At 51.5% G+C, this 14,029-nt stretch carries 16 protein-coding genes; 6 read left to right on the plus strand and 10 right to left on the minus strand.

Translation table 11 applies throughout. From position 1 onward, the window contains the following. On the plus strand, window positions 1-396 hold a 396-nt coding region (locus HMPREF1051_RS15080; RefSeq protein WP_231286248.1), incomplete at its 5' end, for a hypothetical protein. Window positions 397-409: 13 nt separating this feature from the next. Here HMPREF1051_RS15080 and HMPREF1051_RS03205 read toward each other — a convergent pair. The 3 genes from HMPREF1051_RS03205 to HMPREF1051_RS03215 form a co-directional block, all read right to left on the minus strand. After that, window positions 410-1,240, minus strand: coding sequence for a hypothetical protein (locus tag HMPREF1051_RS03205; RefSeq protein ID WP_003764416.1), 831 nt, complete (start codon window positions 1,238-1,240; stop codon window positions 410-412). A gap of 140 nt (window positions 1,241-1,380) precedes the next feature. Then, window positions 1,381-1,659, minus strand: a complete 279-nt coding sequence (locus tag HMPREF1051_RS03210; RefSeq protein WP_003764427.1) for a GIY-YIG nuclease family protein — start codon at window positions 1,657-1,659, stop codon at window positions 1,381-1,383. After that, window positions 1,656-2,546: a LysR family transcriptional regulator gene (locus HMPREF1051_RS03215; protein ID WP_036491557.1), complete on the minus strand. Its 891-nt coding sequence runs from the start codon at window positions 2,544-2,546 to the stop codon at window positions 1,656-1,658. Before HMPREF1051_RS03215 ends, HMPREF1051_RS03210 begins: the two co-directional genes overlap by 4 nt. A gap of 189 nt (window positions 2,547-2,735) precedes the next feature. Here HMPREF1051_RS03215 and HMPREF1051_RS03220 point away from each other — a divergent pair, with 189 nt between their 5' ends. The 3 genes from HMPREF1051_RS03220 to HMPREF1051_RS03230 all read left to right on the plus strand — a co-directional run bounded on the left by HMPREF1051_RS03220 (window position 2,736) and on the right by HMPREF1051_RS03230 (window position 5,702). Then, window positions 2,736-3,725: a DUF7021 domain-containing protein gene (locus HMPREF1051_RS03220; protein ID WP_003764404.1), complete on the plus strand. Its 990-nt coding sequence runs from the start codon at window positions 2,736-2,738 to the stop codon at window positions 3,723-3,725. A 164-nt stretch (window positions 3,726-3,889) separates the two neighbouring features. Next, window positions 3,890-4,546: an NAD(P)-dependent oxidoreductase gene (locus HMPREF1051_RS03225; protein WP_003764431.1), complete on the plus strand. Its 657-nt coding sequence runs from the start codon at window positions 3,890-3,892 to the stop codon at window positions 4,544-4,546. A 226-nt stretch (window positions 4,547-4,772) separates the two neighbouring features. Beyond that, window positions 4,773-5,702, plus strand: a complete 930-nt coding sequence (locus HMPREF1051_RS03230) for a helix-turn-helix transcriptional regulator (protein ID WP_003764410.1) — start codon at window positions 4,773-4,775, stop codon at window positions 5,700-5,702. A gap of 102 nt (window positions 5,703-5,804) precedes the next feature. On the opposite strand, the gene xerC is transcribed toward HMPREF1051_RS03230, so the two are convergent. Further along, the gene (xerC, locus tag HMPREF1051_RS03235; RefSeq protein WP_036491558.1) at window positions 5,805-6,704 is read right to left on the minus strand and encodes a tyrosine recombinase XerC; all 900 of its coding nucleotides are present in this window, start codon (window positions 6,702-6,704) and stop codon (window positions 5,805-5,807) included. 2 nt (window positions 6,705-6,706) lie between these two features. Continuing rightward, window positions 6,707-7,135, minus strand: a complete 429-nt coding sequence (locus HMPREF1051_RS03240) for an acyl-CoA thioesterase (RefSeq protein ID WP_036491561.1) — start codon at window positions 7,133-7,135, stop codon at window positions 6,707-6,709. Window positions 7,136-7,346: 211 nt separating this feature from the next. Between HMPREF1051_RS03240 and fba the strand changes: the two genes are divergently transcribed. Beyond that, window positions 7,347-8,411, plus strand: a complete 1,065-nt coding sequence (gene fba / locus HMPREF1051_RS03250) for a class II fructose-bisphosphate aldolase (protein WP_003761919.1) — start codon at window positions 7,347-7,349, stop codon at window positions 8,409-8,411. A gap of 265 nt (window positions 8,412-8,676) precedes the next feature. On the opposite strand, the gene HMPREF1051_RS03255 is transcribed toward fba, so the two are convergent. From HMPREF1051_RS03255 to HMPREF1051_RS03270, 4 genes are all read right to left on the minus strand, one after another. After that, complete coding sequence (locus HMPREF1051_RS03255; RefSeq protein WP_003764425.1) at window positions 8,677-9,333, minus strand: hypothetical protein; 657 nt, start codon at window positions 9,331-9,333, stop codon at window positions 8,677-8,679. Between the two features lie 285 nt (window positions 9,334-9,618). Next, a complete protein-coding gene (locus HMPREF1051_RS03260; RefSeq protein WP_003761924.1) occupies window positions 9,619-10,635 on the minus strand; it encodes a lysozyme inhibitor LprI family protein in 1,017 nt (338 codons plus the stop codon). A gap of 127 nt (window positions 10,636-10,762) precedes the next feature. Then, on the minus strand, window positions 10,763-11,983 hold the full coding sequence (gltS, locus tag HMPREF1051_RS03265) for a sodium/glutamate symporter (protein WP_036491566.1): 1,221 nt from the start codon (window positions 11,981-11,983) through the stop codon (window positions 10,763-10,765). A 336-nt stretch (window positions 11,984-12,319) separates the two neighbouring features. Beyond that, a complete protein-coding gene (locus tag HMPREF1051_RS03270) occupies window positions 12,320-13,090 on the minus strand; it encodes a ParA family protein (RefSeq protein WP_003741993.1) in 771 nt (256 codons plus the stop codon). A gap of 230 nt (window positions 13,091-13,320) precedes the next feature. On the opposite strand from HMPREF1051_RS03270, the gene HMPREF1051_RS03275 reads away from it, so the two are divergent. Beyond that, a complete protein-coding gene (locus HMPREF1051_RS03275) occupies window positions 13,321-13,614 on the plus strand; it encodes a hypothetical protein (RefSeq protein WP_003764408.1) in 294 nt (97 codons plus the stop codon). 17 nt (window positions 13,615-13,631) lie between these two features. Here HMPREF1051_RS03275 and HMPREF1051_RS15430 read toward each other — a convergent pair whose 3' ends face one another. Further along, a complete protein-coding gene (locus tag HMPREF1051_RS15430) occupies window positions 13,632-13,763 on the minus strand; it encodes a hypothetical protein (RefSeq protein ID WP_269208432.1) in 132 nt (43 codons plus the stop codon). Window positions 13,764-14,029: the final 266 nt, after the last annotated feature.

Consider the following 14,029-nt stretch of genomic DNA (forward strand, 5'->3'; position numbering starts at 1 on the left):
GGTATTTGGGTAAAATTAGGAGTGATTGGGGGAGAAAACAGCCGAAAACCTGTTTTTGGGTTTCGGTTGTTGGAGGAAAAGAAATTTTGCAAAGGTCTCAGTGGATTAAATTTAAATCAAGACAAGGCGAGGCAACGCCGTACTGGTTTAAAGTTAATCCACTATAAAATCAGAATGACCGTTACAAAAAGGTCGTCTGAAAAATCGACTTCAACGGAAATTCCTATTTACAATCCGTTGGATACCCTTTTTCAGACGACCTCTCAGGGTGGTTCAATCATCCAAAATCAAACAACTATGCAGTCTCTGCACACCCGCCATCCGCGTATTTTCAGTTTCATGCGGCTTAAAAACTTATCCGACTTGAGGCAGATTCCAATCAATCCAAAATATTAATGTGATACGGCTTTTAATTTTCTGATGACAATTCTTGATCTTCAAATTCCATACTTTCCGGATTTAGCTTCCAAACCGTCTTATCCTTAGAAGATATGGATTTTTTACCCTGATGAAATTCATAGCAGACCCTATCTGTTTTTAATACAAACTCTTTGCCGAGTTCAAATTCCATCACACACTTTCCTTGCGGCTTCAAGGACAAGGTATCTGCTACATGGTAACTCAGTATTCCATCTATTTTTTTAAAATTGAAGGGTGGGCGCAACAATTTTTTATTGTCATAGAATGATTCATATATCACATCTATCGAGCCTAAAGTTGGAAGACCGGTATGGTCTTGAACTATGCTTCCATCCTTTCTATTGACCGGATAAATATCATATTTTTGTTCAACAATGCTATTTCCTTCAGATTCTTCCGATTCCCCATTAATGGCAACAACAAGCCATGCAAATGAATCATTATAGGGAATCACACCCAAAACTTTTGCATGCTCGGGGACACTTGTTGGAACAGCATATATATATTCTTTAACATCCTTTGGCGCCTTAATCTTATTCAAATCCAGAAAACCATTTGACAGTCTCGGGTAGGATTGAAACCAGGTTTTAGATGAAATAGGCAAGGTTAAACATTCCGCCTCTGCCAAATGCTTCTGTTCCTTAGGATAATTGATGTAGCACTTATCCTTGTCGGTTTTTTGGGACGATACGGCAGGCTCTTTTTTGCTGTTTTGATCAGCAAGTGTTTCTTGGGAAGCTGCCGGTCCGACGCCGCAAGCCGCCAAAGCCGTGAGTGAAAATACGAATAAGATTGCGCGGTTGAGTTGAGAAAAAATCATATCTTTCCTTAAATACCCATTCATTTTGGCTCAAGCCCTTTAAGATATGAAGAATGATAACATCCAATATGAATTTTTACCTACTCATCCGCAGAAGTTTCTTCCCTTACCGACATAAGCCTATTTTGCGGCAAAACCCGCTATTCTAAAGCAACCGCATTTCCCGCCGCCGCTTCCCACAATTCCCGCTTCTTCCCTGCCGTCAGTTTTTTGATGGTAATTTCCCGTTTCAGCGCCTCGCTTTTGGAGAGGTCGTCTGAAACGATACGCATCGCCGTCGGTTTGTTCAGACGCGTGTATTTCGCGCCTTTGCCGGCGAGGTGGGCAGCGAACCGCTCTTGCGGGCGGTTGCTGATGCCGCAGTAAAGCGCGCCGTTTTCACACAGAATCAGGTAAACGCGCCAATTTTCCGCGTTCATGCGTCTGCTTCCTTGGCGAAACTTTCCGTGAAGATACGGACGGCAGCTTCGGTTTTGGCGGACTGGACGCGGTAAGGCGTCACCAAATAGAGGCTGACCGGCGGCAGCGTCCACTCGGGCAAAACGGTTTTCAGACGACCTTGGGCGATTTTTTCCCGAACTTCGCCGCCCACTTGCAAAGATAAACCGAAACCGCTTTCGGTTAGGCTGCGCACGGCGGCAAGATGCGTGCAGGCAATGCTGTCGGCGATGTCGAGGAAATAGCTTTCTCCACCGTGTTGCAAGGTCGTGCGCACGGGCAGGAAGTGCAGCCAGCGGTGGGCATGAAGCTGCGAGGGATGGGTGATGGGCGGATGGCGGTCGAGATAATCGGGCGCGGCGCAAACGGTGTACGGCCAGGTAACGAGATGGCGCGCGACCAAATTGGGATCGTCCAAAGCGCGGTCGCCGCCGCGTATGGCGATATCGGTCTGATTGTGTTGCAGGTCATCCAAAGTGTCGCTGAAATTGAGGACGGGGCGGATTTTGGGAAACTCAGTTTGCAATCGTGAAAATGCCGTCTGAAAAGCGCGGGAACCGATAACGCTGGAAGTCAGGGAGATACGCAATTCGCCGACGGGTTCGGTTTTGAGGTTGTCGATAACGGTACGCGTATCGGCAAGGGTGGCGGCGAGGCGGCGGCAGTATTCGCCCAAGGCGCGGCCGGCATCGGTCGGCGAAAGGCTGCGCGTGCTGCGGTTTAACAGCTTGATGCCGTGCAGGGTTTCGAGGCGGTTGATGTGCTGGCTGACGGCAGACGGGGTCATGCCCAGCGCGGCAGCGGCGGCGTTCATGCTGCCGTGTTCGAGGACGGCGGCGAAAACGAGCAGGGGTTTGATGTCTTGCATGGTGTTTACCAGGTTGGAATCGGGGTTTTCAGACGACCTGTTGGCAATACTGCAGATTATATAGCGCGGATGAAAAATCGGCGCGGAACTGATTGGGTGGTTGAGCCATATTCGTTTATCGCCATTTGCATATCTACCCTTTTTCAGGTATACCGCCAATTGATGTTCACATTTTAAAAGGATTTTATGATGGCTTCTTTCGACGAACCGGGCCGCGTCAAACGCGAAGGCATACTGACGCGCCTGCTGCGTTTTTTGGGTATCGGCCCTTCTGCCGAAGATGAACAAGAGCGCGCGCGTTTGGCGGCTTTGAATTTGAATACGGCGGTTTATGCCGACTTATTTGCCAACGAACCGGAAGAAATGCTGGTTTTGACTTCCGATTTCGACCCTGAAATAGGAATATTCAGGATTAATGCGGGCATAGGTGGCGGCAAAAAACAATTCCAAGCCAAAAGCTGCCCAATTTTAGGCTATGTCCATGTTAAAAGCGGTACGTTCATGGATCAGCCCGTATACAAGCTGACCTGGGCTGAAGACGATGCAAACAACCCCTTTAAAAACTGTTCATTTCAGACGCTCAAGCCACTGACTGTATACCGTATCCGAAGTAAGTTAGCCATGGATTGGGAACCATTCGGAAGCGAGTGGTTGAGCCATATACTTTTAGTTGAGGTACTCGAAAGCGATGCACACAATCAAGAATTGGAAAACCTACGCCGCGAATATCTGAATCCCGTTTTGTTTACCCATCCGCTGGCAACATTCAGATTAAACACATTTATGGAAAATTTCGAAGCCAAGGCAGAATGGGCGGGGCTGCCTGTGAAATTGTCTTTGAACGCAGAGGGCGACAAACCGGCGGGCGGTACGCTCAAACGCTTGCCGGAAGTATTTGCCCAACAGACGCAACTCTATGCCTCCCTAAACACCTACCTGCTCGAACATATCCGCAAACACAACGGCATCCGCACCAAAGACGGATTTTTTCCCAATCCGCATCCGACGGCGGAAAGCTTCCTCCAAGACTTAAAGCTGCAAAAATTGGATTTTTTCGATCAGGATTTCGATATCGTGTTTCACAATGATGACGATGCATTGGTGCCTGACGGCGAATACTATTTCTGTGTCTCGTTTGATCCCAAGGGAAACATTACCGGCATCGAGTCCATCCACTGACAACAGGTCGTCTGAAACTTTAAACCCCGTTTCAGACGACCTTTTTTCATCCTATTATTTAGCTCAACTTTATAATAACAACAGCAAAACAGCGATTATCAAGCGTTTCAGACGACCTTACAATGCGTTCATCTAATCAATCACACCTCAACAAGGAGTCAAACATGAAAATCGCAGTCATCGGCGCAACAGGTTATGTTGGCAACGCAGTGGTTCAAGAATTGGCAGGTCGCGGTCATGAAGTGACCGCTTTCGCCCGTAATACGGATAAAGTGTTCCAAGCGCAAAATGTTGCCGCCGTCTCCGCAGATGTGAACGCGGCGGACTTCGCCGGCAAGCTGGCCGGTTTTGACGCTGTGGTCAGCGCGTTCAATCCCGGCTGGACCAATCCCAATATCGGCGCGGATTTTACACGCGGCGCAAACAGCATCGTCGAAGCGGCAAAAGCGGCGCAAGTACCGTATCTCTTGATTGTCGGCGGCGCAGGCAGCCTGTATGCCGCACCTGATTTGCAAGTTGTCGATACGCCTGACTTTCCCAAAGCCATTTACGACGGCGCCAATGCCGCACGCCACCTCTTGACGGCACTCCTGCCGCGCCGCGATGTGAACTGGTCTTTCGTTTCCCCTCCGGCACGACTGGGCGCGGACGGCGGTTTCAGCGAAGACAAAACCGGCAAATACCGCTTGGGCAAAGACGATTTGCTGATGGACGGTGAAATTCCGGCAGGCATCAGCGTGGCGGATTTGGCGGTCGCCATCGCTGACGACGTAGAAAACAAAGCGCATTTGTTTGAACGCTTTACCGTTGCCGCCGCTTAACAGCCAAACATAGCAAAGGTCGTCTGAAAACTTTGGAAATCAGGTTTTCAGACGACCTTTTTGTATCTGCGTTCCATCATCCCCCTACAACCGACCTCCCCTTTTTTATCGGAAGCGTTTGGGGAACAAGGGCGCGGACTTGGTTTTCAGACGACCTTCGTGTCAGTTTACCTGAAGGGAAATCGGTGTTATTGTGTTTGGCAGTCTGTTGAAAATAAAATGATTTATGGAAAGAGACTCTTTAAACAGCCAGCATTTCGTCCGACTGGTGCAACAAGGCGGCGGCAGCGATTATCTGAGCGGCAATTACCGTTTCGATACGCTGCACAGCGGCATTTCCCTGCATGGCGGCTGCGTGACCGCGCAAAAGGATTTCCAAAGCACGCAGCTTGCCGAGCCTTATATTTCGTTCATCCTGCTGCTGGAGGGGCGTTTGGATTTCGCCATCAATCAAAACCGCTATCAGATTGAGGCTGACGGCGGACGGGTGGTGTTGATTGCTGCGGAGGAGGAGATTTTGTTCAGCCGTTATCTCTACCAAGGGGAAAAAACAGCGAAAATCACGTTGAAAGGCATAGAGCAATGGCTGTCGCAACCGCAATACGCGGCGATGCTGCCGGCGGTTTACCGCGAGACGGTGCGTCATTGGCATTTGAGCGATGAATTGCGCGCTTTGGCGGAAAACAGTTTGATGCTGTCGGCGCAAGGCGACGGTCTGGGCGATGTTTTGCAGCGCGAAGCCGATGCTTTGCAGTTGCTCGCGGGATTGTGGCGCGATTTTTGCAGCCGTTATCCGTTGTCGCCATCGTCTGAAAAATCAGGCGGGACGGTTCGCCCGTCGGATGGGGGCGGGTTTGTGCATGGTTTGAATCAGGCATTTGACCAAGGCGCGCACCAAGTGGCGGAACTCGCCGCCGCACTGCACGTCAGCGAACGGACGCTGCAACGCCGCCTGCGGGATTATTTCGGGATTACCGTCAGCGACTGGCTGCGGCACAAACACATGCAATATGCGCTGTATGCGTTGACGACAGGCAAAGAGAGCATCAGCGAAATCGCCTACCGTTGCGGCTACGGACACACATCCAGCTTCACGCAGGCATTCAAGCAATATTTCGACTGCACGCCTGCGGAGGTACGCAAGCGGGAGGATTGATGTCGGATGGGATGTTTAGAGGTTTAAAGGTCGTCTGAAACGGTTTCAGACGACCTTTGCGTATGCCAAGCATTAGAGATGGAACCTCTCAAACCGCCCCCTTCACTTTTTCCGTTTCGCCCGCGGATGTCCCTCGTCGTAAACCTTGGCCAGATGGTCGAAATCCAGCTTGGTGTAAATCTGCGTGGTCGAGAGGTTGCTGTGTCCCAACAGTTCTTGCACGGCGCGGATGTCGCGCGAGGATTGCAAAAGGTGGCTGGCGTAGCTGTGGCGCATCATGTGCGGGGAAATGTGTTGCCCGCTGCCCTGCTGCACCGCCCATGCCTGAAGGCGTTTTTGGATTTGCCGCTGTCCGAGCCGCGTGCCGTTTTTGCCGGTAAAGAGCGCGGTTTCGCCGTCTGCCGCCACGCGTTCGGACAGGTAGGCGCGCAAGGCTTCGACGCTTTTGCCCGACAGCGGGACTTGCCGCTCTTTCCTGCCTTTGCCGGTTACGCTTACCCAGCCTTCGTCCAGCAACACATCGCCCAAATCCAAGCCGTGTATCTCGCTCAGGCGCAGGCCGCTGCCGTACATCAGTTCAAACAAGGCATGGTCGCGCACTGCCAAACTGTCATCAACGGGCGCACTGTCGAGCATATGGTTTAACTCTTCCTGCGGCAGGGCTTTGGGCAGGCGTTCGGGCAGGCGCGGGGCTTTCAGGTTGAAGGTCGGGTCGTTGTCCATCATGTCCGACTGCACGAGCCAGCCGCAATATTGCCGCCACGCCGACAATTTGCGCGCCAGCGTCCGTTCGCTCAAGCCTTGTTGCGACAGCCGTTTCAACGCCGCCACAAAATCGCGCCGCGTCAAATCCTGCGCCGTTTCAGACGACCCTTCCGTCAAAAGCCGCACGAGTTCGGTCAAATCGCGCCCGTAGGCAGACAGCGTGTGCGCCGACTTGCCCTGTTGCCCCAACATTTTCAAATAGCCGTCCAAAGACAGTCCGAAATCGCGCGTCAACATTTTCAGACGACCTCCAACACGGTTTTCAAAGCCTGCGGCAACCGGCAAACCTTTTGGCGCGCATAATCGAAACACACCATGCCCGTGCGCGCCCGCGCCAGCACCTTGCCGTCCGCGATGCGCGTCAGGCGGAAGAGCAGCGCGAACCCGCCCTTGCCGATGTCCTCGACGCCCATTTCCGCCGACAATTCATCGCCGTAAAAACCTTGTGCCAAATATTGCACCGCCGCGTCCGCCATAATCAGCCCCGCGCCGCCCGCGTCCGTTTCGCTCCAGCCCAAACCTGTCAGCCAGCGCATCCGCACCTCGTGGCACAAACGCAAAACGGCATCGTTCGCCAGATGGCCGCCGTAATTCACATCGCCCACCTGCACGCACAAGGTCGTCTGAAACAACACCGCATCCACATCCGCCACTGCAAACTTAGCCATCACACACCTCCCGCCGCCGTTTCAGACGACCCCGAAAACAAACTGTTATTATAAACCATGTCAGACAAATACCGACCGCACCGTTTGCCCGCCGCAGCCGCCCAAAATCTCATTAATATATAAAACTGATGTAGCCCTGTGTAGTTTTTTAATAAGAAAAACATTATAATTTCCCACATCACCATCCCGCTACCTCACCAAGGAGATTTAAATGGCACTCGTATCCATGCGCCAACTGCTCGACCATGCCGCCGAAAACAGCTACGGCCTGCCCGCATTCAACGTCAACAACCTCGAACAAATGCGCGCCATCATGGAAGCCGCAGACCAAGTCAACGCCCCCGTTATCGTTCAAGCATCCGCCGGCGCGCGCAAATATGCAGGTGCGCCGTTTTTACGCCACCTGATTCTGGCAGCCGTTGAAGAATTCCCGCACATCCCCGTCGTCATGCACCAAGACCACGGCGCATCGCCCGACGTGTGCCAACGCTCCATCCAACTGGGCTTCTCCTCCGTCATGATGGACGGCTCGCTGCTCGAAGACGGCAAAACCCCGTCCACCTACGAATACAACGTCAACGCCACCCGTACCGTCGTTAACTTCTCCCACGCCTGCGGCGTATCCGTCGAAGGCGAAATCGGCGTATTGGGCAACCTCGAAACCGGCGAAGCAGGCGAAGAAGACGGCGTAGGCGCGGCAGGCAAACTCTCCCACGATCAAATGCTCACCAGCGTCGAAGATGCCGTGCGCTTTGTTAAAGACACCGGCGTGGACGCGCTCGCCATCGCCGTCGGTACCAGCCACGGCGCATACAAATTCACCCGTCCGCCCACCGGCGACGTATTGCGCATCGACCGCATCAAAGAAATCCACCAAGCCCTGCCCAATACCCACATCGTCATGCACGGCTCCAGCTCCGTTCCCCAAGAATGGCTGAAAGTCATCAACGAATACGGCGGCAAAATCGGCGAAACCTACGGCGTACCCGTAGAAGAAATCGTCGAAGGCATCAAACACGGCGTGCGCAAAGTCAATATCGACACCGACCTGCGCCTCGCCTCCACAGGCGCCATCCGCCGCTTCATGGCAGAAAACCCGTCCGAATTCGACCCGCGCAAATACCTGAGCAAAACCGTCGAAGCCATGAAACAAATCTGTCTCGACCGCTACCTCGCATTCGGTTGCGAAGGTCAGGCAGGCAAAATCAAACCCGTTTCCCTTGAGAAAATGGCAAACCGCTACGCCAAAGGCGAGCTGAACCAAATCATCAAATAAACAACGGGACAAACAAACGGGCGGCCATCCAAGCCGCCCGTTTTGTTTGAAAGGGGTATGGGTTAAGTTCAACCCCGTACGGCACTGCACTGCCCGCTCTGATTTAAATTTAATACGCCGGCTTTCCAAACCAGATAAAAGGTCGTCTGAAAACGGCTTCAGGTTGAACACAACCTGCGGCGTTTGTTTTCAGACAACCTTGTTTGCCGAAGAGGCGAACTTTTCCTATTCCCTGACTAGCGTGGGATTCGATGACGGGCGGCGATTATTTGTCGCTGCATTGCTTCAAATTAAATTGTGCGGCAGCGGCTTCTCGTTTGTATGCTTCTTCGTAGAGGTAGCTCCGCTGGTAACCCTCCAGCCATTTGTCCATCGGGGCAAGCGCCTTGCGGCATGCCGCTTTGTCTCCAGCATTTTTATAGCTGACGGACAAGTCGTTCAGCGTCCGCATCCATTCGGTCAGATCGAGGAACTTGTCGCATTCGTTGAGATAACGTTGTTTGATAGCGACAGCATCGCGGTAGCGTTTGCCCTGATAGGCGGCCTGAAAACGTTTTTCCATTGCTGCCGCGCCTTTTGCAGAACAGGCGGCAGGCAATTTTTCATAGGTCGCCTCGAAAGATGCATTATGTCCGCAGTATTCTTGGCAGGCTTCGCGGGCTGAATCAGGAATGTTCAGCTTCACGCTGTTGTTGGTAAAGGAAAAATGTACGACGCAGCCATTACGGTTTTTGCTGGTACGGTTTTTGATTGTGCCTTCATAATTACAGACATGGCCGTTTGGATTGACTGTATTGACAGAAACCTGTTTGCCGTTGAGTGTCAATGAGCCGCTGCTGAGACGGTCTTCCGTCAGAAAATAATCTTGTGCGGCAGCGTGCAGGGAAAAGCTTGTTAGCAGGAGGAATGCGAGGGTTTTCATCAATGTGCTTTCTTATGGTTTACGGAAAAAATGAGATTGACTCGGTGCTTCATCTGATGCTTTTATAGTGGATTAAATTTAAATCAGGACAAGGCGACGAAGCCGCAGACAGTACAGATAGGCAACGCCGTACTGGTTTAAATTTAATCCACTATATTATGCAACGAGCAATGTGGATTGTACCGCAATACAAAGGTCGTCTGAAATGCCAAACAGCATTTCAGACGACCTTTTAATAACGGACAGAAGGCTTATCAACACCCGCCTGCCATCGGCTTTGCAGCGTCAGTTGATCGAATAGCCGCGCAGATATTGGGTACGCTCGCGCGTCATGCGGGTATCGCATTGGAGCTTGAGGTATTCGTTTTGCGCCGGACTGTCCGCCCTTGCTGCCGCCTGTTGGCAGTTTTGGTTTTTGGTTTGAATCCAAGCGCGTTGTTCTGCCAGCATTTCCTGTTGGACAGTACGCTCCATGCCGTCCCATACGCCTTTGATTTCCGCCTCTGCCTGATGGTTTTGCGAACGGGCATTATCTAAGTCGCTTTGAGAGAACGAAGGCTGCTCCTGCTTCTCTTCGCCGTCAGGACGCAGGATTTCGGTTTCAAGGCCCGCGGCAGGCGGTACGCCCGAAGCTTGGCTCGCCGCGTTGTTTTCCAAAATATCTTCTGCTTTGGCGACAGGTGGCTCTTCAGCGGCTTTGCTTTGCAGGATTTTGATTGCCTCTTCTTTGCTGACTGCCTTACCGTCTATCATCACGATGCTTTTGACACCGTAAGGCAGCAGTAAGGAAGACAGGGTTTGCGCAGTCATGTTGACGGTATTGTCTTCCAAAGAAACCGTACCGACTTTCGGATCGGGCGTATAGCGGACGCTGGTTGAGAACGTGTTGTTCTCAAAGCTCAGGTTGCTGCCCATGATTTTCTGCTGAAGCATTTCGGTCAAGCCGGTATTGCTGTAAATCAGCGGACTGTTGGCATCGGCGGTACGCAATACTTCGGCAGGAATTTGGATTTTCAAATCGGCGCTGCACAAGGATTTGTTGTCTTCCGTAATTTCTTGCGGATTGTCCAAGACGATATTCAACTCGGAGCCGGCAGCAATGATTTTATCGGCATCGACAAATTGGCGGCTGTCGGCACGGACAAAGGAACGCGCCTCGCGCTTGATGGTTTCTTGGATTTGGTTGCGGATACTTTGAATGGCGGCAGGATTGCCACACTCCAAAGCCTGCTTGGGTTCTTCTTTGCCGCACGCCGCCAACATCAGGGCGATAAGCGGTAAAGCCAGCAGTTTTTTGTGCATAAATAATACTCCTTGATACGGCTCGGAAACCGCATCGTTTTGTCGTTCAGACGACCATCATAACAAAAGCACTTGCAACAAGTAAATGTTGCAAGTGCTTTTTCAACGAAACGTTATAAATGCTTACTTATTTGGTAATGACATTTACAAAACCGGAAAGGATTGCTGCGTTAATCAAGTCCACGAAGAACGCGCCGACCATAGGCACAATCAAGAAGGCTTTGTGCGAAGGACCGAAGGTCTGAGTGATGGACTGCATATTGGCAACGGCGGTCGGCGTTGCGCCCAAGCCGAAGCCGCAGTGTCCTGCCGCCAAAACCGCCGCATCGTAGTCGCGTCCCATAAAAACGTAGGTGGCGAATGTCGCGTACAGAATCATCACGACGGTTTGTACGGCGAGAATGATGGTTACAGGACCCGCCAGACCGGTCAGTTCCCACAATTTCAGGTTCAAAAGCGCCATTGCAAGGAAAAGCGACAGGGAGGCATTGCCGAATACGTCGATGGCGCGGTCGAACATATTGACTTTAAACGCAGAAGTCAGAATGTTGCGGATGACGACACCGGCAAACAGACACCATACGAATTTCGGCAAGTCATACAGATATTCTTTGTCGAAGCCGTCCACAATTTCGGCAAATGCCAAACACGCTGCAAACATGGCAAGCGTTTCGACGGCGGATTCGGCGGTAATCAGGCGGGTGCGCTTCGCTTGTTCGAACACGTCGTCGGCATGTTCGTCTGAATTTGCCTTTTGTCCGCTTTGCTCGATGGGCTTGCGTCCCATTTTGTTGATCAGACGGCGCGCAACCGGACCGCCGATCAGGCCGCCGAATACCAAACCGAACGTGGCGGAAGCCATACCCAATCCGGTAGCACCGACCAAGCCGAATTTGTTTTCAAAGTCAGGTCCCCATGCACCTGCCGTACCGTGTCCGCCGGTCAGGGTAATCGAGCCGGTAATCAGACCGATAAGCGGATCCAGTCCTAAAACCTTCGCCAAGCCGACGCCGACAAAGTTCTGCACGATGATAAACGCCCCTACGACGGCGGTGAAAATCACCAACGGCAGACCGCCCGCTTTCAGGCGGGAAAAGTCCGCGCTCAAACCGATAGAAGTGAAGAAAATCAGCATGAATGCATCTTGCAGCGGTTTTTCAAATTTGAAGCTCACGCCGTAGGCTTGATGCAGTGCAAACAGGACAATCGCAGCAATCAAGCCGCCTGCCACAGGCTCGGGAATGTTGAAATCGCGCAGGAATTTGACTTTGTTTACCAAAACCTTACCAATCAACAAAACCAATGTGGCGGCAATCAACGTGTAGTAACTGTTAAATTCCCATTCCATAATTGTTTTACCTCTCAAAATCTCAAAAATGTTTTTCTTAAATCCGCTTTGCGGAATCAAACTGTTGGATATTAGGGGATGGGTTAAAGATTGTCAAAGAATAGCCTTTTGTTTTTTGAATTTTTTACATATGGCATTTTTAAAACCATCAAAATATTTATACGCATCATGGTATTACATAAAGCTACTTTTTGTTTATTAATTAAATATTTTTAATCCGAATGATATTATTGTTGACAATTCTTTTCGTCAGAATATGGGCTTAATAATGGAAAAAGGTCGTCTGAAAACTTGAAAATCAAGTTTTCAGACGACCTTTTTATCTTTCAGGCTAACTCAACCTTTAGTCCGCTCCAACAGTTCTTCCGCCAAGGCGAGGTAGGCTTTGGTGCCTTTGGCGTTGGCATCGTAGGCGAGCGCGGGCATGCCGTGGCTGGGGGCTTCGGCGAGGCGGACGTTGCGGGGGATGACGGTTTGGAACATCAGGTTGCCGAAATGTTGGAAAAGCTGTTCGCTGACTTCGACGACGAGGCGGCTGCGGCTGTCGTAGAGGGTGCGGACGATGCCGGTGATGTCGAGGCGCGGGTTGATTGCCTGACGGATTTTGCGCACGGTGGCGATGAGGTCGGAGATGCCTTCTAGGGCATAGTATTCGCACAACATGGGTACGATGACGCCGTTGGCGGCGACGAGTCCGTTGAGCGTGAGCAGTGTCAGTGAAGGGGGGCAGTCGATGAGGACGAAGTCGTAGTCGTTTTCGACAGTTTGCAGGGCGTTTTTGAGGCGGATTTCGCGGGCGATTTCTTGCACCAGCTCGATTTCGGCACCGGCAAGCGCGCGGTTTGCGCCGAGTACGTCGTAGCTGCCGTCTCCGCTGCGGACGACGGCAGTCTTGATGTCGGTATCGCCCAATACGACTTGGTACACGCCTTCTTCAAGGCGGGCTTTGTCTATGCCGCTGCCTGTGGTGGCGTTGCCTTGCGGGTCGAGGTCGATGACGAGGACGCGTTTGCCTTTGGAGGCGAGCGATGCCGCGAGGTTGACGGTGGTGGTGGTTTTGCCGACGCCGCCTTTTTGGTTGGCGACGGCGAGGATTTGTGCGCTCATGTTTTTGCTGCTGTCGGATGGATTAATGGCGGAATTTTAACGTTTTTTGCTTGAAATGGGTATAAGGTCGTCTGAAAAGGAGCTTCGGTGGGGAGAGGCATCTTTGTCGCATTTCTGTCTGCGTTTCGGTAAATTCTCTTTAAATCCAGACAAAGCAAGGTAATGCCTGCTGATTCAATATGGGTTTTCTATATAATATGCCGTTTTTTTAACTGTCGTAGAGATATACCATGAAAAAATCTTTCTTTGCCCTGTTGCTTGCCGCTGTTTTGCCTGCTGTCAATGCGGCTTCGGTTACCGAACGGGATGTTCAGAGTTCGGCTTTGGCTGCCAAACAGGCTCGGTTGGAATCAGCACAGGCTGAGATGGGAACGGAACTGGCGCGGTTAGCTGCGGATCTGGCACGTATTGAGGCTTTGATTGCCGTACAGGAGGCGCGTTCTGGCATCGGAGAGGATGAGCGGATAGAGGCTTTGGAAGCCCGTATCAGTAAATTGGAAAAACGCCTTTCCAAGTCAAAATAGTACAACCCGAATCGGGTTTATGTGAGCAGCGTCAAGCCGTTCCAGAAGTTGTTTGAGGCTTCGGGGAAAAACGAATGGGAAGCGCGCTGCGCCGTCCGCACCGCCTGCAATGTGGAAACTTCGGCGATGTTCTGCGAAGATTCTGCCATCCGCTGCGAAAAATATGATTAACGGGGTTTGAACACAAAGGTCGTCTGAAACGGAATCGGGTTTCAGACGACTTTTTTCACGGTATAGTGGATTAACTTTAAATCAGGACAAGGCGACGAAGCCGCAGACAGTACAGATAGTACGGAACCGATTCACTTGGTGCTTCAGCACCTTAGAGAATTGTTCTCTTTGAGCTAAGGCGAGGCAACGCCGTACCGGTTTAAAGTTAATCCACTATATTTTGAAGGCAAGTGGCGTTGTGTTC

The sequence above is a fragment of the Neisseria sicca VK64 genome (assembly GCF_000260655.1).
GTDB classification, from domain to species: Bacteria; Pseudomonadota; Gammaproteobacteria; order Burkholderiales; family Neisseriaceae; genus Neisseria; species Neisseria sicca_B.